This window comes from Streptomyces sp. NPDC017225 (assembly GCF_044331465.1).
In the GTDB taxonomy this organism is placed as follows: Bacteria; Actinomycetota; Actinomycetes; order Streptomycetales; family Streptomycetaceae; genus Streptomyces.
The window spans coordinates 278,597-299,325 of the sequence record NZ_JBIRNE010000006.1 but is presented as its reverse complement, the minus strand read 5'-3'; the positions used below and the strand labels follow the sequence as shown (position 1 = coordinate 299,325).

At 70.6% G+C, this 20,729-nt stretch carries 20 protein-coding genes and 1 pseudogene; 11 read left to right on the top strand and 10 right to left on the bottom strand.

Translation table 11 applies throughout. The annotated features are described in order from the left end of the window. Positions 1–6: 6 nt before the first annotated feature. Positions 7–2,742 carry a phosphoenolpyruvate carboxylase gene (ppc, locus tag ACH4NX_RS16935; protein WP_351388909.1) on the bottom strand — a complete coding sequence of 912 codons (2,736 nt, stop codon included), beginning with the start codon at positions 2,740–2,742 and terminating at the stop codon, positions 7–9. Positions 2,743–3,053: 311 nt separating this feature from the next. Between ppc and ACH4NX_RS16930 the strand changes: the two genes are divergently transcribed. From ACH4NX_RS16930 to ACH4NX_RS16920, 3 genes are read left to right on the top strand one after another with little or no spacing between them, the layout of a single operon-like run. Next, the gene (locus tag ACH4NX_RS16930; RefSeq protein ID WP_398127631.1) at positions 3,054–4,067 is read left to right on the top strand and encodes an acyl-CoA desaturase; all 1,014 of its coding nucleotides are present in this window, start codon (positions 3,054–3,056) and stop codon (positions 4,065–4,067) included. Next, positions 4,064–4,741, top strand: a complete 678-nt coding sequence (locus tag ACH4NX_RS16925) for a TetR/AcrR family transcriptional regulator (RefSeq protein WP_279562659.1) — start codon at positions 4,064–4,066, stop codon at positions 4,739–4,741. The genes ACH4NX_RS16930 and ACH4NX_RS16925 overlap by 4 nt, the downstream gene beginning before the upstream one ends. A 22-nt stretch (positions 4,742–4,763) precedes the next feature. Continuing rightward, positions 4,764–5,939 (top strand): CaiB/BaiF CoA-transferase family protein, encoded by a 1,176-nt coding sequence (locus ACH4NX_RS16920; RefSeq protein ID WP_351388913.1) that lies wholly within the window; start codon positions 4,764–4,766, stop codon positions 5,937–5,939. A 108-nt stretch (positions 5,940–6,047) separates the two neighbouring features. On the opposite strand, the gene ACH4NX_RS16915 is transcribed toward ACH4NX_RS16920, so the two are convergent. Beyond that, positions 6,048–6,866: a trans-aconitate 2-methyltransferase gene (locus ACH4NX_RS16915; protein WP_398127630.1), complete on the bottom strand. Its 819-nt coding sequence runs from the start codon at positions 6,864–6,866 to the stop codon at positions 6,048–6,050. 119 nt (positions 6,867–6,985) lie between these two features. Between ACH4NX_RS16915 and tamR the strand changes: the two genes are divergently transcribed. After that, positions 6,986–7,483, top strand: a complete 498-nt coding sequence (tamR, locus tag ACH4NX_RS16910) for a MarR family transcriptional regulator TamR (RefSeq protein ID WP_351388917.1) — start codon at positions 6,986–6,988, stop codon at positions 7,481–7,483. Here the strand turns inward: tamR and ACH4NX_RS16905 are convergent. Then, positions 7,442–8,212: a response regulator transcription factor gene (locus ACH4NX_RS16905; RefSeq protein ID WP_351388919.1), complete on the bottom strand. Its 771-nt coding sequence runs from the start codon at positions 8,210–8,212 to the stop codon at positions 7,442–7,444. The genes tamR and ACH4NX_RS16905 overlap by 42 nt on opposite strands. Positions 8,213–8,524: 312 nt before the next feature. Between ACH4NX_RS16905 and ACH4NX_RS16900 the strand changes: the two genes are divergently transcribed. Next, on the top strand, positions 8,525–8,992 hold the full coding sequence (locus ACH4NX_RS16900; RefSeq protein WP_398127629.1) for a GNAT family N-acetyltransferase: 468 nt from the start codon (positions 8,525–8,527) through the stop codon (positions 8,990–8,992). A 5-nt stretch (positions 8,993–8,997) separates the two neighbouring features. On the opposite strand, the pseudogene ACH4NX_RS16895 reads toward ACH4NX_RS16900, so the two are convergent. Next, a pseudogene (locus ACH4NX_RS16895) lies at positions 8,998–9,219 on the bottom strand (Uma2 family endonuclease); the annotation flags it as partial. Between ACH4NX_RS16895 and ACH4NX_RS16890 the strand changes: the two are divergent. The 4 genes from ACH4NX_RS16890 (at position 9,213) to ACH4NX_RS16875 (ending at position 10,491) form a co-directional block, all read left to right on the top strand. Then, a complete protein-coding gene (locus ACH4NX_RS16890; RefSeq protein ID WP_398127677.1) occupies positions 9,213–9,557 on the top strand; it encodes a DUF5753 domain-containing protein in 345 nt (114 codons plus the stop codon). The pseudogene ACH4NX_RS16895 and the gene ACH4NX_RS16890 sit on opposite strands and share 7 nt — an antisense overlap. Then, entirely contained in the window at positions 9,554–9,778 is a 225-nt protein-coding gene (locus tag ACH4NX_RS16885) for a DUF397 domain-containing protein (protein ID WP_351388923.1), read from the top strand. The genes ACH4NX_RS16890 and ACH4NX_RS16885 overlap by 4 nt, the downstream gene beginning before the upstream one ends. Before the next feature lie 92 nt (positions 9,779–9,870). Beyond that, positions 9,871–10,098 (top strand): DUF397 domain-containing protein, encoded by a 228-nt coding sequence (locus ACH4NX_RS16880; protein ID WP_351388925.1) that lies wholly within the window; start codon positions 9,871–9,873, stop codon positions 10,096–10,098. Positions 10,099–10,185: 87 nt separating this feature from the next. After that, positions 10,186–10,491, top strand: a complete 306-nt coding sequence (locus ACH4NX_RS16875; protein ID WP_398127628.1) for a hypothetical protein — start codon at positions 10,186–10,188, stop codon at positions 10,489–10,491. On the opposite strand, the gene galK is transcribed toward ACH4NX_RS16875, so the two are convergent. Genes galK through galT form a run of 3 tightly spaced genes read right to left on the bottom strand, consistent with a single transcriptional unit; the run spans position 10,433 to position 13,662 of the window. Further along, entirely contained in the window at positions 10,433–11,608 is a 1,176-nt protein-coding gene (gene galK / locus ACH4NX_RS16870) for a galactokinase (RefSeq protein WP_351388927.1), read from the bottom strand. The genes ACH4NX_RS16875 and galK overlap by 59 nt on opposite strands. A 33-nt stretch (positions 11,609–11,641) precedes the next feature. Further along, complete coding sequence (gene galE, locus ACH4NX_RS16865; RefSeq protein WP_351388929.1) at positions 11,642–12,604, bottom strand: UDP-glucose 4-epimerase GalE; 963 nt, start codon at positions 12,602–12,604, stop codon at positions 11,642–11,644. Then, entirely contained in the window at positions 12,601–13,662 is a 1,062-nt protein-coding gene (gene galT / locus ACH4NX_RS16860) for a galactose-1-phosphate uridylyltransferase (RefSeq protein ID WP_351388931.1), read from the bottom strand. Before galT ends, galE begins: the two co-directional genes overlap by 4 nt. A gap of 250 nt (positions 13,663–13,912) precedes the next feature. On the opposite strand from galT, the gene ACH4NX_RS16855 reads away from it, so the two are divergent. Continuing rightward, positions 13,913–15,592: a sodium:solute symporter family protein gene (locus ACH4NX_RS16855; RefSeq protein WP_351388933.1), complete on the top strand. Its 1,680-nt coding sequence runs from the start codon at positions 13,913–13,915 to the stop codon at positions 15,590–15,592. A 21-nt stretch (positions 15,593–15,613) separates the two neighbouring features. Continuing rightward, positions 15,614–15,937 carry a hypothetical protein gene (locus tag ACH4NX_RS16850; protein ID WP_398127627.1) on the top strand — a complete coding sequence of 108 codons (324 nt, stop codon included), beginning with the start codon at positions 15,614–15,616 and terminating at the stop codon, positions 15,935–15,937. A 54-nt stretch (positions 15,938–15,991) separates the two neighbouring features. Here the strand turns inward: ACH4NX_RS16850 and ACH4NX_RS16845 are convergent, their stop codons facing one another. The 3 genes from ACH4NX_RS16845 to ACH4NX_RS16835 form a co-directional block, all read right to left on the bottom strand. After that, entirely contained in the window at positions 15,992–16,666 is a 675-nt protein-coding gene (locus ACH4NX_RS16845; protein ID WP_351388937.1) for a LuxR C-terminal-related transcriptional regulator, read from the bottom strand. Positions 16,667–16,905: 239 nt separating this feature from the next. After that, complete coding sequence (locus tag ACH4NX_RS16840; RefSeq protein ID WP_398127626.1) at positions 16,906–18,801, bottom strand: PQQ-binding-like beta-propeller repeat protein; 1,896 nt, start codon at positions 18,799–18,801, stop codon at positions 16,906–16,908. 92 nt (positions 18,802–18,893) lie between these two features. Further along, positions 18,894–20,702: a PQQ-binding-like beta-propeller repeat protein gene (locus tag ACH4NX_RS16835; RefSeq protein WP_351388941.1), complete on the bottom strand. Its 1,809-nt coding sequence runs from the start codon at positions 20,700–20,702 to the stop codon at positions 18,894–18,896. Between the last annotated feature and the right edge of the window lie 27 nt (positions 20,703–20,729).

The following is a 20,729-nucleotide window of genomic DNA, read 5'->3' as shown; positions in this document are numbered from 1 at the left end:
TTCGGGTCAGCCGGTGTTGCGCAGGCCCGCGGCGACGCCGTTGACCGTGAGGAGCAGGGCTCGGGCGAGCAGCGGGTCGGCTTCCTCGCCGGCGGCGGCGGCTTCGCGCTGGCGGCCGAGGAGGGCCACCTGGAGGTAGGAGATGGGGTCCAGGTAGGCGTCGCGGATGGTGAACGTCTGCTTCAGGACGGGGTCGGCGTCGAGCAGTTCGGTCTCGCCGGTGACGCGCAGGACTTCGGCGACGGTGAGCTCGTGCTCGGCCTTGATCCGGTCGAAGACGTGCTTGAGTTCGTCCGGGACGAGGGTGTCGACGTAGTGCTGGGCGATGCGGAGGTCGGTCTTGGCGAGGGTCATCTCGACGTTGGAGATGAAGTTGCGGAAGAAGTGCCACTGCTGGTGCATCTCGTCGAGGACGGTGTCCAGCCCGGCCTCCCGCAGCGCCTTGAGGCCAGAGCCGACGCCGTACCAGCCGGGGACGATCTGCCGCGACTGGGTCCAGCCGAAGACCCACGGGATGGCGCGCAGTCCGTCGAGCGAGACACCCGAGCCGGGGCGGCGGGAGGGCCGCGAGCCCAGGTGCAGGTCGGCGAGCTGGTCGACCGGCGTGGAGGCCAGGAAGTACGTCGGCAGGTCGGGGTCCTCGACCAGCTTGCGGTAGGCCGTGTGGGCCGCGTCGGAGACGACGTCCATGGCGGCGTCCCAGCGGGCGAGGGCCTCGTCGGACTGGCGCGGCGCGGTGTGCAGGGCGGAGGCCTGGAGGGTGGCCGCGACGGTCAGCTCCAGGTTCTCCCTGGCCAGCGCGGGGATGAGGTACTTGTCGGAGATGACCTCGCCCTGCTCGGTGACCTTGATCTCGCCCTCCAGGGTGCCCCAGGGCTGGGCGAGGATCGCGTCGTGGGTGGGGCCGCCGCCGCGGCCGACGGTGCCGCCGCGGCCGTGGAAGAGACGCAGGCGTACGCCGTAGCGGTGGGCTACGTCGCGCAGGCGGCGCTGGGCGCGGTGGATCTCCCACTGCGAGGTGGTGATGCCGCCGAACTTGGAGGAGTCCGAGTAGCCGAGCATGACCTCCTGGACGTCGCCGCGCAGGGCGACCAGGCGCCGGTAGGAGGGGTCGGCGAGGAGGTCCTCCAGGATGGTGTCGGCGGCCTTCAGCTCGTCCGTGGTCTCCAGGAGCGGCACGATGCCGATCTTGGCCCAGCCGGCGTGCAGGTCGATGAGGCCGGCCTCGCGGGCCAGTACCGCCGCGGCGAAGACGTCGTCGGCGCCCTGGCACATGGAGATGATGTAGGACTCGATGACCTCGGGGCCGAAGACCTCCAGGGCGCGCTTGACGGTCTGGAAGACGCCGAGGGTCTTCTCGCCGGCCGCGTCCACGGGTGCCGGGCTGGACGCCAGCGGACGCCGGGACCGCAGCTCCTTGGCGAGCAGCTTGGCGCGGTACTCGCGGGGCATGTCGGCGTAGCGCCAGGACTCCTCGCCGAGCCGGTCGAAGAGCTGGCCGAGGGCGTGGTGGTGGGCGTCGGCGTGTTCGCGGACGTCCATGGTGGCGAGCTGGAGGCCGAAGGCGGCCAGCGTGCGGATGGTGCGGGCGAGGCGGCCGTCGGCGAAGAGACTGCCGCGGTGTTCGCGCAGGGAGGTCTGGACGAGCCGCAGGTCGTCCAGGAGCTGTGCGGTGCCGAGGTAGTCGCGGCCCTCCTGGTGGGGGGTGCCCTTGGCGAGGCGCTGCTTGGTGTTCTCCAGCTTCTGCCGGATGCAGGTGGCCTTGAGCCGGTAGGGCTCCTCGGCGTTGAGGCGCTTGTAGCGGGGGCTGATCTCGGGGAGCAGCTCCAGGTCGGTCTGGAGGGACCCCAGGAGTTCCTCGGTGGCGCCGGCGTAGCGGATGGAGTTGGAGAGGAAGCCGCGCAGCTCGTCGATCATCTCCAGGGCGTCGTTGATGCCGTGTTCGTGCTGGAGGATCAGGACGTCCCAGGTGACCTGGGGGGTGACGTTGGGGTTGCCGTCGCGGTCGCCGCCGATCCAGGTGCCGAAGGTGAGCGGGCGGGTGTCGTCGGGCAGCTTGACGCCGGCGCGCTCCAGTTCCGCCGTGAGGTCCTCCAGGACGTCGCCGACGGCGCCCGCGTGGAGTTCGTCGAGGTAGTAGATGGCGTTGCGGGCCTCGTCGGCGGGTTCGGGGCGCACGACGCGGAGTTCGTCGGTCTGCCAGACGAGGTCGATGTTCTCGGCGAGGCGGGTGTCGAGGCGGCGCCGGTCGGATTCGATGACCGGGGTGTCCAGGAGGGCCGCGATGCGGCGCAGCTTGTTGAGGACGGAGCGGCGGGCGGCCTCGGTGGGGTGGGCGGTGAAGACGGGCCGGACGTTGAGGTTGCGGACGGTGTCGCGCAGGTGCTCGGGGTCGGCGTCCTTCAGCCGGTCGGCCGTACGGGCGAGGAGTCCGCCCTCGGCGGCGCGCTTGGCGCCCAGTTCGCGGCCTCGGTGGACCTGTTCGGTGACGTTGGCGAGGTGGAAGTAGGTGGAGAAGGCGCGGACCAGCTTGGCCGCGGTCTCCAGTTCCGTGCCGCGCAGCAGCTCGGCGGCGGCCTCGCCGTCCTCTCGGGTGAGTCGGCGTACCTTCTCGACGAGTTCCAGCAGCTCGGGGCCCTCCTGCCGGACAAGGGTCTCTCCGAGGAGATCACCCAGCCGGCGGATGTCGGCGCTCAGCTCGCTGCTGGCCGTGGTGGTGGTCTGGTCGTCGGCACTGCTCACAGGTGCGGCTCCTTGCAGTGTTGAAGCTCGTCTGGGAGGGAACCCGGACGGCGTCTCGCGCGGCGGGAGCCGCTTACGGGGCCGGACGTCCGGGAAGAAATCAGAGCGGACCGCGCTGTCCGACCGACCCCCAGGATAGGTGTCGACCAGGACGCGCAGGGCCTCGGGCTCTTGCCGCGGCGTGACGCGCTGCCATACTTACGTCGCCGTAGGTTACGGAACGGTAGGAAACCGTGCATGGTTCCCGAAGCCCGGCACCGGACAACCGGACACACCCCCGACCCCCACCCTCGACCCCACAGGGGACGCGCATGACCACGAGTTCCGATGTGATCCCAGACGCTCCGCAGCCGCCCCCGGAGGGCACCCCCGCGCCCTCCGCCACGCTGGGTGGTGAGCAGAAGCGGTCCCTCGAACAGATCACGCTGCTGCTGTTCATCACCGTTCCGTTCCTCGCGCTGGTGGCGGCGGTGCCGCTGGCGTGGGGGTGGGGCGTGAGCTGGCTGGACCTGGGCCTGCTGGTCTTCTTCTACTTCCTGGGCTGCCACGGCATCACCATCGGCTTCCACCGCCACTTCACCCACGGCTCCTTCAAGGCCAAGCGGCCGCTGAAGATCGCGCTGGCGATCGCGGGCTCGATGGCGGTCGAGGGGCCGCTGGTCCGCTGGGTGGCCGACCACCGCAAGCACCACAAGTTCTCCGACGACGAGGGCGACCCGCATTCGCCGTGGCGCTACGGCGAGACGGTTCCGGCCCTGATCAAGGGCCTGTGGTGGGCCCACATCACGTGGATGTTCGACGAGGAGCAGACCCCGCAGGACAGGTACGCGCCGGACCTGATCAGGGACCCTGCGCTCCGTGCGATCTCCCGCCAGTTCGTTCTGTGGACGCTGGTGTCCCTGGCCCTTCCGGCGCTGATCGGCGGGCTGGTCACGATGTCCTGGTGGGGGGCGTTCACCGGGTTCTTCTGGGGGTCACTCGTCCGGGTGGCGTTGCTGCACCACGTCACGTGGTCGATCAACTCGATCTGCCACGCGGTCGGCAAGCGCCCGTTCAAGTCGCGGGACCGTTCGGGCAACGTGTGGTGGCTGGCGATCCTGTCCTGCGGTGAGTCCTGGCACAACCTGCACCACGCCGACCCGACCTCGGCGCGGCACGGCGTGATGCGCGGGCAGTTGGACTCCTCCGCCCGTCTGATCCGCTGGTTCGAGCAGTGCGGCTGGGCCTACGACGTGCGGTGGCCGTCACGCTCGCGTATCGATTCCCGCCGCAACACGGACCAAGACGGCTCCCGCCGCCGGAAGGAAACCGTCGAAGCGGCATGATGGTCGGCGTGGCGACCGACTCCAGCAGCACCCCGAGCAATGAGAAGCCGCGGCGCGCGCGTCGCACCCGGATGACCGGTGCCGAGCGCCGCCAGCAGTTGCTGGAGATCGGTCGCACCCTCTTCGCGGCGAAGGGTTTCGAGGGCACGTCGGTGGAGGAGATCGCGGCGAAGGCCGGGGTCTCCAAGCCGGTGGTGTACGAGCACTTCGGCGGCAAGGAGGGGCTGTACGCGGTGGTGGTGGACCGTGAGATGCGGCGGCTGCTGGACATGGTGACCAGCTCCCTGACCGCCGGCCATCCGCGCGAGCTGTGCGAGCAGGCGGCGTTCGCGCTCCTCGACTACATCGAGGAGTACACGGACGGCTTCCGCATCCTGGTCCGCGACTCCCCCATCCCGCAGTCGACGGGTTCCTTCGCCTCGCTCATCTCCGACATCGCCACCCAGGTGGAGGACATCCTGGGCCGCGAGTTCAAGAACCGCGGCTTCGACGCGAAGCTGGCCCCGCTGTACGCGCAGGCGCTGGTCGGCATGGTGGCGCTGACCGGGCAGTGGTGGCTGGACGTGCGCCGCCCGAAGAAGGCGGAGGTGGCGGCGCACCTGGTGAACCTGGCGTGGCACGGCCTGGACGGCCTGGAGCCGAAGCCTCGGCTGATAGGGCACCGCAAGAACTAGGGCCGTACCCGGAAGGGAACACATGCAGCCGCTGCGCGGAATCACCGTCGTCTCACTCGAACAGGCGATCGCCGCCCCTTACGCCAGCCGCCAGCTCGCCGACCTCGGCGCGCGCGTGATCAAGGTGGAGCGCCCCGGGGCGGGGGACTTCGCCCGGTCCTACGACACCCGCGTACGGGGCCTGAGCTCGCACTTCGTGTGGGCCAACCGCAACAAGGAGTCCCTCACCCTGGACTTCAAGGACCCGCGCGGCGCGGACGTACTGCGCCGCCTGATCGCCGGCGCCGACGTCTTCCTCCAGAACCTGGCACCGGGGGCGGCGGCCCGCGCCGGTCTGGGCGCGGAGGACCTGCGGGCGTCGCACCCGAAGCTGATCGTCTGCGACATCTCCGGCTACGGCGAACCCGGCCCCTACGCGGGCCGCAAGGCGTACGACCTGATGGTGCAGGCCGAGGCGGGGCTGCTGTCCGTCACGGGCACGCCGGACGACATGGCCAAGGTGGGCATCTCGGTGTCGGACATCGCCGCCGGGATGTACGCGTACAGCTCGATCCTGGGCGCCCTGCTGGAGCGCGGGCGGACGGGGCGGGGCACGCACCTGGACGTGTCGATGCTGGAGGCCACCGTGGAGTGGATGGGCTTCCCCCTCTACTACGCCTTCGACGGAGCCGAGCCGCCGCCCCGGGCGGGCGCCGCGCACGCGACGATCCATCCGTACGGTCCCTTCACGGCGGGTGACGGCGACGTCGTCATGATGGCGGTCCAGAACGAGCGCGAGTGGCGCGCCTTCTGCGCCGGCTTCCTGGGCCGTCCGGAGCTGGCCGATCACCCGCACTACGCGACCAACGTGGACCGCGACACGCACCGGGAGGCGCTGGGCGCGGTGATCGCGGCCCGGTTCGCGGAGCTGACCGGCACGGAGGCGGTCGCCCTGCTCAGCGCGGTGCCGGTGGCCAACGCCCGGGTGAACACGCTCGCGGAGGTGTGGGACCACCCGCAACTGGCCGCGCGCGGACGCGTGCACCGGGTGCCGACGCCGGCCGGTCCCGTCCCGGCGATGGCGCCGCCCGGCCCGGCCGGGGACACGCCCCGCATGGAGGCGGTGCCGGCGCTGGGTGAGCACACCCGCGCCGTACTCGGCGAGCTGGGTCTGTCCCGGGAGGCCGTCGACGCGCTCGTCGCGGAGGGCGTCGCGTGAGCGGAGGGCGTCGCGTGAGCGGAGGGCGTCGCGTGAGCGGATGCGGACGGCCCCGGACCGTACCCCTCCTGGCGTGACCGACTGCTGTCACGTGACCGGCCGCGTCGGTCAGCGGTTCGTCTTCCGGGCGACGGCGAAGACGCGGCGGAAGGGGAACGGTGTGCCGTGCGCCCCGGCGGGATAGGCGGCGCGCAGGACGGTCCGGTACTCCTCGACGAACGCGTCGCGGGCTTCCGGTTCGTCGTCGAGCGCGGTGAGTACGGGCCGCAGCCCCGTCCCTTTCACCCAGTCCAGCACGGCGTCGTCGCCGGTCAGCAGATGGACGTACGTCGTCTCCCACACGTCGGCGGTGCAGCCGAGGCCGGTGAGGCGGGCGAGGTAGGCCTCGGGGGTGAGGACGGCGTCGTCGTGGCGCAGGGTGCCGGCGAGGCGGTCCCGCCAGCGCCGGGAGTGGGCGAGTTCGCGCATCAGGCGGTGGCTGGGGGCGTCGAAGTTGCCGGGCACCTGGAGGGCGAGGGTGCCGCCGGGGGCGAGCCCGGCGATCCAGTCGGAGAAGCGCTCGGCGTGGCCGGGGACCCACTGGAGGGCGGCGTTGCTGACGAGGAGGTCGTACGGCTCGTCGGGGGTCCAGGTGCGGGCGTCGGCGGGGGCGAAGTCGAGGTGGCCGCCGCCCGGTGTGGGGCCGGCGTGCTCCTGGGCCCGTTCGAGCATCCGCGGCGAGTTGTCGTAGCCGGTGACGCGGGCGGTGGGCCAGCGGTCGGCGAGCAGGGCGGTGGCGTTGCCGGGGCCGCAGCCGAGGTCGGCGATGCGGGGCGGGTCGCCGGGCAGGTCGTGGACGCGGGCGAGGAGGTCGGTGAAGGGGCGGGCGCGGTGGTCGGCGTGCCGGAGGTACTGGGCGGGGTCCCAGGTGGGGGCGGTGGCGGGCATGAGGCCTCCAGGGGATGTCCGTGCGGGACGGGTACCCGGCGTCGCCCCGGAATTCTCTCGGTTTCAAGATAATCGATATCAAGAGACTTCACGTCGACACAACCACTACACTGATCGTCATGGAGGACGAGGTCGATCGGCTGGTCGCAGCGTGGCGCCGGGAGCGCCCGGACCTCGACGTGGAACCACTCGAGGTGCTGAGCCGGGTCAGCAGGCTCGCCCGGCACCTGGACCGCGCACGCCGCCTGGCCTTCTCCGAACACCACCTCGAACCGTGGGAGTTCGACGTCCTGACGGCGCTGCGCCGCGCGGGCACCCCGTACCAGCTCTCGCCGGGACAGCTCCTCACCCAGACCCTGGTCACCTCGGGCACGATGACCAACCGTATCGACCGCCTGGCCAAGAAGGGCCTGGTGGAGCGTCTGCCCGACCCGAGCGACCGACGCGGCGTACTGGTCCGGCTCACGGACGAGGGCCGCGACCGCGCCGACCAGTCACTGGCGGGCCTGCTCGCCCAGGAGCGCGCGATCCTGGCCGAACTCTCCCGCGCCCAGCGCGGCGAACTGGCCGCGCTGCTACGCCAGCTGACCGCCCCGTTCGACAACATCCCCGGTTAGGTCCGCCGGCCCCACCCCGGCCCTCCTCGCCAGTGCCACGGCGGCGAGGGTGGAGTGGACGCCCAGCTTGCCCAGGACGTTCTGCATGTGTGTCCGCACGGTGTGCGGGGACAGGTACAGCCGCTCGGCGACCGCCTTGCGCCCGAGCCCGGCGACCATGCAGCGCAGCACCTCCCGCTCCCGCGGGGTCAGCGACTCCACCAGCCGCTCGCTCTCGGTGCGGTGCTTGCGGGCGGCGGTCAGTTCGCGCAGGACGCCGGTGAGCAGGGCGGGCGGCAGATGCGTCTCGTCGCGCAGAACCCCCCGTATGACGCTGAGCAGCCGCGACAGGGAGCAGTCCTTGGCCACCCAACCTGAGGCGCCGGCGCCCAGCGCGAGGGCCGCCCGCCGGGGGTCGTCCTTCTCGGCGAGGACCACGGTCCGTACGCCCGGCTGCCCCGACCGCACCCCTGCGACCAGCGAGATCCCGTCCACCAGCCCGTCCTCGTTGCCGTCCCGCACGGGCACGGCGGCGGGACGCGCACCGGGCGCGTGACCTCCCAGGTCGGCGTCGACGAGCAGCACGTCGTACCGCCGCCCCTCGGACGCGGCCCGCTCCAGGCAGCGCAGCGCGGCCGGGCCGCTGCCGGCCGCGGAGACGTCGACGTCCGGCTCGGCGGCCAGCGCCGCGGCGAGCGACTCGGCGAAGATACGGTGGTCGTCGACGACCAGGACTCGGATACGAACCACGAAACCCCCTCCCCCGAGCTCCTGGAGGAGCAGGGGATACCCATCGTCTGTCCATCCACGGAACACGGAAGACGACACCGGCACGGGTACGGCGCCCGAAGCCCCGTATCCGACTGTGCGCTCGGTACTCCGGGACAGGTCGCCGCGGCCGCACGGCCGCCGCCGTGCAGTAACCGCTACCCCCGCCCCGGGCGCCGTACCCGGCTGTCTCGCCCCCTGAACGGCACCGGCCCCCACCGGTGCTGCTCATCAGAGTACGGACGGTCGCCGGGAGCGGAAGGCTATTTGCAGAACTGACAGTCCCGCGCGTTTATGGTGAGCCGCATGTTTCGTCTTGTGACAGAAGTCGACAAAGCACGGCGCGATCTGCTGCGCACCCGCCTGCGGGAGACGAACACGGTTGCCTCCTCCACCCTCCGTTCCCTGCGCGGAACCCCTCACGAACGCGAATTCCCGCTGCACGTCTGGGTGCTGGACGAGAGAGGCGGCCTGGCGGGCGGCCTGGTCGGCCACACCTGGGCGACCTGGCTGCACGTGACGTACCTGTGGGTGGACGCCGGGTGCCGGGGCGCGGGCCTGGGATCGGCCCTGCTGGCGGAGGCGGAGCGCACGGCCCGCGACGAACGGCGCTGCGCGGCCGCCCGCGTGGAGACCTGGGACTTCCAGGCACCGGACTTCTACACGGGACACGGCTACGAGGTGATGTGCGTGATCCCCGACTACCCGCCGGGGATCACGGAGTACACGCTGGTGAAGCGGCTGAACCGGCAGCCGGTCTGAGGTGTTCAGAGCTCGTCGAGCGCGTCCGAGGTGATGTCGATGTCCATGTCGTACGGCACGCCGAGTTTGAGCAGCTCGCGATGGGTGCCGGTGAGGTCGTACGTCTTGGAGACGGGGTCGAGTTCGTAGACCCGGACCACCGGGTGCTTGCCGGCACCGCCGCCCGTCTCGACCAGCCAGAAGTGCGGGATGCCCGCGGCGGCGTACTTGTGCGGCTTGGCTGGACGAATCGGCACTACAGCGGGAAGTGGGCGGAAGGCAGGTGATGAAGGCCCAGCTGGAACACCTGCTCGACGTCACCGAACGCTACAAGCACGTGACTGTCCAGGTGCTCCCTTTCACCCATGGTTCCCATGCAGGCATCGACGGGCCGTTTCACCTGCTGCACTTCTCTGCCGGTCCCCCCGTGGCTGTGGTGCAGCCGATGACAACGTCCCTGTACCTGGAGGAAGATAGCGACATCGGGCGCTACGAAACCGCGTTCAATCACCTCCGCGCCGAAGCCCTCGACGTGGAGGCGTCCCGTCACCACATCCACGATCTGATCAAGGACCGCTACACATGAACAAGAAGGTCGACCTCACCAACGCCGCCTGGGTCAAGAGCGACCTGAGTGACGGAGGCGACAACTGCTTGGAGGTCGCGTTCGTCGAGGGTGTGGTCGCCATGCGCGACTCGAACGACATCGGCGACCCCGACGCCCCGGTACTCATAGTCTCCGAGGACGACTACCGGGCCTTCGTGGGCGGCGTCGCCCAGGGACAGCGCAGTCTTCTGCTGCCGTAGCCCGGGTCGCTCCCAGAGAAAGTGGAGCCCGCTGCCCGAACCGAGAGCGGCGGACCACCGCTCCGGGGCAGAGCACGACAGGAGCTGTCCTCATGACCGGCATAGCACCTTCTTCGACCGAACACATGACTGTGAACTGGTTCAAGAGCAGCTACAGCGGCGGCGAGGGCAACGAGTGCGTCGAGGTCGCCGATCGCGGCCCATGGGTGTCCGTGCGGGACTCGAAGGCGCCTGATGCGACCGTGACCGTTTCCACCGGCGCCTTCGTCGCGTTCGTCGAAGGCCTGCCGACGACTCGGCGCGACGGCGTCCGGCCATAGACACCGGCATCAGAAGGGGAACGGTTCACTCTGGACGGCCCCGGTTTCCCCCTGCGCACCATCGGTGAGCTGCGTACCGCCCTCACCATGGGGTACGGCTTCCCCGGCGATGCCGACGACTTCGAGGCCGAGCTGGCCCGGGAGCTCAACCGTGCCGATCCGGCCGACCTCTCCGGTGTCGTCCGCCTCGTCGAGGAGTTCCGCGGTCGGGTCGCCGCCCGCCAGGATCCCGCCTTCGGCACCGCTGTCGCCGTAGCCGTCGCAGAGATTCGGCTGGCTAGGAGGGCAGCCTTCGTGGGCGGTGGCACCGGGCTCAATGCCGCCGCCCGAGGCGTCACCCCACCCGCCGCGCCCCCGCCGAAGGCACCGCCTCGAACACGCGGGGTGCCGTGAAGCCCGCCGAGGCGAAGGCCTCCTCCACCGCCTTGGTGATGGCGTCCACGTCGGCCGCCTCCGTCAGGACGATCGCCGAGCCGCCGAAGCCGCCGCCGGTCATGCGGGCGCCCAGGGCGCCGGAGGCGAGGGCTGTGTCGACGACCAGGTCCAGCTCGGGGCAGGAGATGCGGAAGTCGTCGCGCAAGGAGGCGTGGCCCTCGACCAGGACGGGGCCGATGGCGCGGGTGTCGCCGGACTCCAGCAACGACACCACCCGCTCGACCCGGGCGTCCTCGGTGACGACGTGCCGGACCAGGCGGAGCACCTCCTCGTCGTCGGCCAGCCGCTCCAGTGCCGCGTCGAGTTCGTCGTACGCCACGTCGCGCAGCGCGTTCACGCCCAGCAGCGCGGCGCCCTTCTCGCAGCCCGCGCGGCGTTTGCCGTACTCGCCCTCGCTGTGCGAGTGCTTGACCTGGGTGTCGACGACGAGCAGGCGCATGCCCTCGGCGGCGAGGTCGAAGGGGATCTGGCGCTGGGAGAGGTCGCGGGTGTCGAGGAAGAGGGCGTGGCCCGCTTCGCAGCAGGCGGAGGCGGTCTGGTCCATGATGCCGACGGGGGCGCCGACGTAGACGTTCTCGGCGCGCTGGCACAGGCGGGCCAGCTGCCGGCCGCGCAGGCCGAGGGAGTAGAGGTCGTTCAGGGCGAGGGCGACGACGATCTCCAGGGCCGCCGAGGAGGACAGGCCCGCGCCGGACGGGACCGTGGACGCCAGGTGGATGTCGGCGCCGGTCAGCTCGTGGCCGGCCTCGCGCAGCGCCCAGACGACGCCCGAGGGGTACGCGGTCCAGGACCGGTCCGACTCGGGGGTGAGGTCCGCGACGCGCAGCTCGACGGGGCCGGCCGCGATGTCCGCCGAGTGCAGGCGCAGGATGCCGTCGTCGCGCCGGGACACCGCCGCGACCGCCGTGTGCGGCAGGGCGAACGGCATGACGAAGCCGTCGTTGTAGTCGGTGTGCTCGCCGATGAGGTTCACCCGGCCCGGCGCCGCCCACACCCCCTCGGGGTCCGTCCCGTACAGCTCCCGGAACCGCTCGCCGACAGCTCCTGCGACGTCCCCTGCGACAGCCTCGCCCATGCCCTGACCCCTCGCCCTTCTCGTCCGTACGGTCTACTTCGCGCGCTGCTGCGCGAACTCCCACGCGTCCGCCACGATCCCCGCGAGGTCCGCGCGCGACGGGTTCCAGCCCAGTTTCTCGCGGGCGGCGCCGGCCGAGGCGACCAGGACCGCCGGGTCGCCGCCCCGGCGGGGGGCCACGACCTCGGGGATCGGGTGGCCGGTGACCTGGCGGACGGTCTCGACGACCTCGCGGACGGAGAAGCCGTTGCCGTTGCCCAGGTTGCAGATGAGGTGCTCGCCGGGGGTGGCCGCGTCCAGGGCGAGCAGGTGGGCGTCGGCCAGGTCGGCGACGTGGATGTAGTCGCGGACGCAGGTGCCGTCCGGCGTCGGGTAGTCGTCGCCGAAGACGGAGATCGCCTCACGCCTGCCCTGTGCCACCTGGAGGACCAGCGGGATGAGGTGCGACTCGGGGTCGTGGCGCTCTCCGTACGCGCCGTACGCGCCCGCGACGTTGAAGTAGCGCAGCGAGACCGCGCCCAGACCGTGGGCCGCCGCCTCGCCGGTGATCATGTGGTCGACGGCGAGCTTGGAGGCGCCGTACGGGTTCGTGGGCTTCGTCGGCGCGGACTCGACGATCGGGACCTGGTCCGGCTCGCCGTAGGTGGCGGCCGTGGAGGAGAAGACGAGGCGGCGCACGCCCGCCGTGCGCATCGCCTCCAGCAGGGCCATGGTGCCGCCGACGTTGTTGTCCCAGTACTTCTCGGGCTTCACGACCGACTCGCCGACCTGGGAGAAGGCGGCGAAGTGCAGGACGCCGTCGTACGACGGGTCCAGCCACTTGGCGGCGTCACGGATGTCGCCCTCGATGAACGAGGCGCCGGCCGGCACGCCCTCCCTGAAGCCCGTCGAGAGGTTGTCGAGGACGACGACCTCGTGGCCGGCCTCCAGCAGATGCTGGGCGACCACACTGCCTACGTAACCGGCCCCGCCCGTCACCAGGTACTTCCCGCTCATGAACTCGCTACCTCTCGCAGTCGCTCGGCCGCGCGCTCCGGGGGCACGTCGTTGATGAACACGTTCATGCCGGACTCGGAGCCCGCGAGGAACTTCAGCTTGCCCGATGTCCGGCGGATGGTGAAAAGCTCGAGGTGCAGCGCGAAGTCGTCCCGCGTCACGCCCTCGAAGTCCTCCAGCTGCCCGAACGGTGCCTGGTGCCAGGCCGCGATGTACGGCGTCGGGGGCTCACCGGCGCCGAAGATCCGGTCGAAGCGCCTCAAGAGTTCCAGATAGACCTGGGGAAACTCCGTGCGCGCCGCCTCGTCGAGGCCGAGCAGGTCGGGCACCCGGCGCTTGGGGTAGAGGTGCACCTCGTAGGGCCAGTGCGCGGCGTACGGCACGAAGGCGGCCCAGTGCTCGGTCTCCAGGACGACCCGCTCGCCGGCCAGCTCCTCCGCCAGGACGGCGTCGAACAGGTTCTCCCCGCCCGTCGCCTCCTTGTGCGCGGCGAGTGAACGGAGCATCAGGGCGGTGCGGGGCGTGGTGAAGGGGTAGGCGTAGATCTGCCCGTGCGGGTGACCCAGCGTCACACCGATCTCGGCACCCCGGTTCTCGAAGCAGAAGACCTGTTCGACGGAGGGCAGATGGGAGAGTTCCGACGTCCGGTCCGTCCAGGCGTCCAGCACCAGGCGGGCCTGCTCCTCGCTCAGGTCGGCGAAGGAGGCGTTGTGGTCGGAGGTGAAGCAGACGACCTCGCAGCGGCCCGAGTCGCCGGCCAGCGAGGGGAAGCGGTTCTCGAAGACCACCACGTCGTACGACGAGTCCGGGATCTCGCTCAGCCGCTCGCCCTGCGAGGGGCACAGCGGGCACTCGTCGGCCGGCGGGTGGTAGATGCGGCCCTGGCGGTGCGAGGCGACGGCCACCGAGTCGCCGAGCAGCGGATCGCGGCGGACCTCGGAGGTGGTGACGGTCGGCTCCAGCGGGCGGCGGTCGACGGCGTCCCGCACGGTGTCGTCGCGCAGGTCGTAGTAGACGAGCTCGCGACCGTCGGCCAGTCGGGTCGAGGTCTTCTTCACTGCCGGACTCCTCTGCACCTGCATCCGCACCCAATCACCCAACACAATCAAACATAACACGTCACAACCAATCAGCAATCGAACCGGCGGGCACCGCTCGACCAACCAGCGATCCATCGGCGGTCCATCAGCGATCCACCAGCGTGCCGATCATCACGATCAAACAAAGAACATCACCAGAAGTGTTCAATTACTGAACGCGGAGGCGTAGGTTCCGCTCTGATCAGTTCGCGCAACGAAGCGAGTTCGTATGCATACCCCCACATATCTAGCCGCTGAGCTTCGACTCCCCACCAACTGGCTCGACTACTCGATCCTCGGGATCTACTTCCTCGTCGTGCTCGGCATCGGCTTCGCCGCCCGGCGCTCGGTCAAGACCAGCCTGGACTTCTTCCTGTCCGGACGCTCGCTGCCCGCCTGGGTCACCGGCCTCGCCTTCGTCGCGGCCAACCTGGGCGCCACCGAGATCCTGGGCATGGCCGCCAACAGCGCCCAGTACGGCGTCTACACGACCCACTGGTACTGGATCGGCGCCATCCCGGCCATGGTCTTCCTCGGCCTGGTGATGATGCCGTTCTACTACGGCTCGAAGGTCCGCTCGGTCCCCGAGTTCCTGCTGCTGCGCTTCGACAAGGCGGCGCACCTGCTGAGTTCGGTCCTGTTCGCCGTCGCCGCCATCCTGATCGCCGGAGTGAACCTCTACGCCCTCGCGATCGTCGTCGAGGCGCTGCTGGGCTGGCCCCAGTGGGTGGCCATCGTGGTCGCCGGCTTCTTCGTCCTGGCGTACATCACCCTGGGCGGCCTGTCCTCGGCGATCTACAACGAGGTCCTCCAGTTCTTCGTGATCCTGGCCGGACTCATCCCGATCACCGTCCTGGGCCTGAAGAAGGTCGGCGGCTGGGACGGCCTGTCCGACTCCCTCACCCAGACCCGCGGGGCCGACTTCATGACCTCGTGGGGCGGCACGGGCATCGGCAGCGACAACCCGCTGGGCGCCAACTGGCTGACCATCGTGCTCGGCCTGGGCTTCGTCCTCTCCTTCGGCTACTGGACGACGAACTTCGCCGAGGTGCAGCGCGCCCTGTCGGCGAAGAACCTCTCGGCGGCCAAGCGCACGCCGCTGATCGCCGCGTTCCCGAAGATCTTCATCGTCTTCGTGGTGATGATCCCGGGCCTGGTCGCCGCCGTACTCGTCCCGAAGATCGGCACGCCCGGCTCGGACCTCCAGTACAACGACGCGATCCCGTACCTGATGCAGCAACTGCTGCCCAACGGCGTCCTCGGTATCGCGGTGACCGGCCTGCTGGCCGCCTTCATGGCGGGCATGGCGGCGAACATCTCCTCCTTCAACACGGTCTTCACCGCCGACATCTGGGCGAAGTACGTCGTGAAGGACCGCGAGGACGGCTACTACGTGCGGTTCGGCCGCCTGATCACCGTGATCGGCGTCCTGGCCTCGATCGGCACGGCCTTCCTGGCGTCGTCGTTCTCGAACATCATGAGCTACCTCCAGACGCTGTTCTCCTTCTTCAACGTGCCGATGTTCGTGGTCTTCATCATCGGCATGTTCTGGAAGCGCGCGTCCATGAAGTCCGGCTTCTGGGGCCTGATCGCGGGCACCACCGCGGCGATGGTGAACTACTTCGTCCTCTACGAGCAGGGCATCATCGACATCCCCTCCGACCAGGGCGCCAACTTCGTCTCCGCGATCGCGGGCTTCGTCGCCGGCGCGGTGGTCATGGTCGCCGTCACCCTGTTCACCAAGCCGAAGCCGGTCGCCGAGCTGCAGGGCCTGGTCTACGGCACCACCTCCCCCGGCATGGCCGAGGCGCCCGCCGAGGGCGACGACGCGTGGTACCGCAAGCCGGCGCTGCTGGGCTGGGGAGCGGTCGTACTGGCCGCCGCCTGCTACATCCCGTTCTCGTTCTGATCGCGGGAGGATTGAGAGAACATGTCTGATTCCTACTCCGACAAGAACGTCCAGGACGAGGTCTCCGAGCTGGAGACCAAGTCCGTCACCGCCGCACGGCTGTTCGACATCCGGCGGATCATCGGCGGGCTGTTCGTGGTCTACGGCGTCATCGTGACGATCGCGGGCCTCGTGGCGTCCGACGACGAGATCGACAAGGCGCAGGGGGTGAACATCAACCTGTGGACCGGGCTGGGCATGCTGGTGCTGGGGCTGTTCTTCCTGGCCTGGCTGAAACTGCGGCCGACGGCTCCGCCACCGCCGCCGGTCGAGGAGGCCCCGAAGGAGGAGGCACCGAAGCAGTGACGTCCGACGCGGGGTGCCCCTCGCTCGCGGGGCACCCCGGCGTCGGCCGGCCGCTCAGCCGTCCAAGGCGCCCGCCCGGTCCAGCAGCCCCGTGCGCGCGGCCAGTGCCGCCGCCTCCAGGCGGGAGCCCACGCCCAGCTTCATCAGTACGCGCTGGACGTGCGTGCGCGCCGTGGAGGGGGCGATCCCCATACCCGCCGCGATCAGGCGGGTGTCCTCGCCCTCGGCGACCCGGACCAGCACCTCCACCTCCCGCGGCGTGAGCATCCGCAGCAGCCGCTGCCCCTCGTCGTCGGGCTGGGCCGCCGGATTCAGCAGCTCGCCGAACGCCCCCTGCAACAGCGACGGCGCCACCGCCGCCTCCCCGGCCCGCGCCTTCATGATCGCCCGCTCGACGCCCTCGATCCGCTCGTCGTGCCGGACATAGCCCGATGCCCCCGCCGCGAACGCCGCCGCGATCCCGCGAGGGTTCGGCACCGGCCCCAGCACCAGTACCGCCACCTGCGGACGCTCCCGCTTGATCCGCACCACCGGATCGAACATCCCCGGCTCGGCGGGGGTCGCCGTCCCCAGCAGGCACACCTCCGGCGCCCGGCTGATCACCAGCTCCGCCGCGCCCGCGGCCGGCGCCGCCGCGGCGAGCACCCGGTGCCCGCGCAGCTTCAGCGCCGAGGCCAGCGCCTCGGCGAGCAATCGGTGGTCGTCGACCACCATGAGCCGTACTCCCATAGAGCAACCCCCCAGTCACCCAGTCCCCCGGCACGTCCGGCCGGGGCCCCCGGCTCCCCCGCCCTCGGCCCCGCACCGACCCCGCCCTTCATGCCCCCGGAAGCTACACGCTTGCCCGCCCTCGCGCTGCCCCTACCGGTGATAACCGACCCGGATCGCCGAAATCCCCCGCAATACGGCCCCGCCCCTGGACAGGGACGGGGCCGTGAGCGAGGCACCGGGGAAAGCGACGAAAGGCCTCAGGCGCCGGCACCGAAGGCGACTACGAGGTACTCCTTGTCGTCCGCGCTGATCGGCTCACTCGCGTACACCTCCGACATGTAGAGGTGTCCCTGCGAGTAGATGAACTCGGAGTACTCCGGCGACATGCTGGTCTCCACGTCCCGCACCGCCTCGGTCGACGGGTTCTCCAGCAGCGTGGTCTGCTTGAACGTACCGCCGTCGATGCTCACGACCTGGCCGCCCTTGTCGTACGGCGGGACCTTGTAGGCGATCACGTTGCCGCCGTCCATGCGCAGCGGGATGATCGTGTAGTCGACGCCGGCGTCGGCGCGCTGCCCGGTCTGCTTCCCGGTGGCCAGGTCGAAGGCGACGATCTCGTTGGTCCGGCTGTACGACTCGCCGCCGCTGGCCTCGTGCTCCTCCGTGGGGACGTAGAGCCGGTCCTTGCCGACCGCGAGCCCCGTGCAGTTCTCCATCTCGGTGATGCCGTCGCACTCGGCCGCGAACTGGTCGCCCGGCGCCGAGATGCGGGCGAGCAGCTTGCCGGTCTTGTTGTCGATGGAGAAGAAGTCCGAGATGCCACTGCCGTCACCGGCGGAATCGCCGACATCGGCGGCCACGACCAGCGGGTTCGTCGACACGACGCTCGCGTACTCGATGCCCTTGGCCATCTTGTACTCCGAGATCACCTTCCCGTCCTTCGGGTCGATGGTCTGGATGTGCAGCTCCCGGGCGTCGTACGTACCGCACCGGCGCACCGCGACCAGCTTCTCGCCGCCGCCGTAGCCCGCGTCGGAGCAGGTGTCGGTCGTCTTCGGGGACCACAGGACGTTGCCGTTGGCGATGTCCCAGGCGACGCCGCCGTCATTGCCGCCGACGGCGACGGTGCCGCCGCTGATCGTGACGTTGTTGAAGGTCATCGGCTGGTCACCGGCGGTCTTGGTCCACAGCGTCTTGCCCGCCTCCAGGTCGATGAGCGCGACCTGGGAGCAGCCGTGCGAGGTCTTCGTCTTGGTCGGCATGGCGGGCTGGTGGACGACGACCGTCTTGTTGTCGTCGGTGACGTGCCGGGTGGCCGTGCAGACGGGGCCGGGCAGCTTGACCGACCACTTCTCGCTGCCCTTGTCGGGGTCGTAGCCGACGATCTCGGCGATGCCGCTCTTGGCGTACACCGTGTCGGTGAGCCACGAGCCGGAGACGACGACGCTGTTGTCGTCCTTGGCCACCGCGGGCGCGGGAACCTGGAAGAGCACCTTGGAGGCGGGGTCGGCGGGCACCTTCTCCTCCCCGCCGGTGGACGTGCCGCCCTCGCCGCCCTTCCCGTCCGTGCCGCCCTTGCCGCCCTCGTCGCCCTTGCCGCCGGAGCTCGCGGTGTCGTCCTTGCCGCCGTCCTTGCCGTCGGAGCTCGCGTACCAGACGCCGCCCCCGATGATCAGCGCGATCGCCACGACGGCCGACACGATGATCGCCAGCTGCGCGTTGATCTTCCGCCCGCCGCCCGGACCACCGGCCTGGGCCTGCATCGGCACGGTCACCGGCGGATAGGCGTATCCCGGCTGGCCCGGCTGGCCGTACGGCGGTGTCGGCTGCCCGTAGGGCCCCGGCTGCTGCGGCTGCCCGTAGGGGCCGGGCTGCTGACCGGGGTAGCCGTACCCGGGCTGGGGCTGGGGCGGGGCCTGCGGATAGCCGTACCCGGGCTGCGGCGCACCCGCCGGCGGGGCCGCGGGCGCCTGCGGAGGGGTCTGCGGGGTCTGCGGGGTCTGCGGGTAGCCGTAGCCCGGCTCGGGGGTCTTGCCGAGGTCCGGCGCACCGCCCGAGGGCGGGGTCGGCGGCTGCGGCGGCTCGTTCTGCGGCGGGCCGAAGCCTCCCCCCTGCGGGGGCTGGTTGGGTGGCGGGGGCGGCGGCTGGGTCATGACGTGAGTACCTCTGGGAGCGGAGACGACGGGAACGGCCGGGCGGGCGAACGGAACGAAGCGAAGAGAAGAGACCGAACGGAAGAAGAAGGTCACTTGCCGAAGGCGAGCATCAACTTCTCCTTCGACTCGTCGTTTCCGGTCAGGCGGGTGGTGGAGATGTAGAACCGCCCGTCGACCCAGTCGATGTCCTTGGAGTAGAAGCTGTTCTCGATGTCCGCGACGCCCTGCGGGTTCTGCAGCAGCTTGGCCGGTTCGTGGCTGCTGCCGCCGGTCGCGATCGACACGATCTGGCCGCCCGCGTCGTAGGACGGCCGCACGTAGGCGATGAGCTGGTCGCCCTCGACCTTCATCGGGATCATCGACTCGTCCGCGGGGGACTTCGCGCGCCACTTCTCCTTTCCGGTGGCGAGGTCGATCGCGACGATCTCGTTGGCGCCGGTGGTCGCCTCGGTCGGCAGGTAGAGCGTGTTGGCGGCGACCGCCACGCCCTCGCAGCCCTGGAGGTCGCGGTCGAGGATGGCCCAGCCGCACTCGGGGGCGAAGGTCTCGTCGACGCCGACCTGCTCGAGGACCGTGCCCTTGGAGGTGAAGGTGGAGATGTTCCAGACCTTCTTGTCCTCGTTGGTGGCGTAGACGACGAGCGGGTCGACGGAGTAGGCGCGCTCGACCCGCCAGCCCTTCTCGTACTTGTAGGTCCACAGGACCTTGCCGGTCTTCGGGTCGAGGCCCTGCAGCTCGTCGTGCTCGTTGTTGCCGCCGGCGCCGCAGGAGGCGACCTGGACGATGCTCGTCGGCCCGGTCGCGAACCCGGCGGGGAAGCAGGCGTCGCCGTACCGCTTCTTGTCGTACAGCTTCTTGCCGCTGGTGACGTCGTAGGCGGTGCCGGACTGGGAGCGGCCGACCATCATGACGTTGCCGCTGACGTTCAGTTCGACGGAGAGGGTGGTGTCGAAGAGTTCTCCGTCGTCGACCTCCCCCTTCCAGCCCTTCGCGCCGGTGGCGAGGTCGATCTCCTGCATCTGGTTGCACTTGGCGCGGTCGCTGGAACCGCTCATGTGGACGACGACGATCTTGTCCGCGGCCGTCTTCTGCGGGGTGACCGCGCAGATCTCCTCCGGGAAGGTGATCGGGTCCCAGGCGGGCTTGCCGTCACCGACGCCGTAGGCGAAGACCTGCTTGTACGCCGCCTTCACCGCGGTGTCGCCGGTGACCCACATGCCGGGGGCGTCGGCGCCGGAACCGGGGGCGTCGGGCGCCTCCTTGTACCAGAGCACCTTGGACTCCCCGGCCTGGCGGCCCTCGTTGAGGTCGTCGGGGTCCTCACCGCCGTCGCCACTGCCGTCACCGGGGTTGACCGGGGCGCCACCGGAGCCGGAGGGCTTGGGGTCGTCGCTCTTGCCGGCGACGGGCTTCTTGTCCTTGTCGTCACCGCCGGTCGCGGTGACCGCCCACACGCTGCCGCCGATGACCAGCAGGGCCGCGACCGCGGCGCCGACCGCCAGGGCGGGCTTGCCCTTGAACGGGTTGCGGGAGCCGGAACCGCCGGGCGGCGGGGTGCCGGGCGCGCCCGGGAACTGCTGCTGCGGATAGCCGTAGCCGGGCTGCTGGCCGTAGGGGCCGGGCTGCTGGGGCTGGGCGGCGTACGGACCGGAGTTGTACGGTCCGGGCTGCTGGCCGTACGGCCCCGGCTGACCCGGCTGCGGCTGCCCGGGCTGACCCGGCTGCGGCTGGCCGTACGGCCCCGGCTGCTGCGGATACCCGTACCCCGGCTGCGGCGGCGGACCGGACGGCGGACCCTGCGGGGGCGGCGGGGTCGGGGCCCCGAAGCCTGGCGGCGGTGGATCCTGCGGCGCTCCGAAGCCACCCGGCTGCGGCGGCTGGTTGGGCGGTTGGCTCATCAGCGCGTTCCCCCTTATTACTACTGT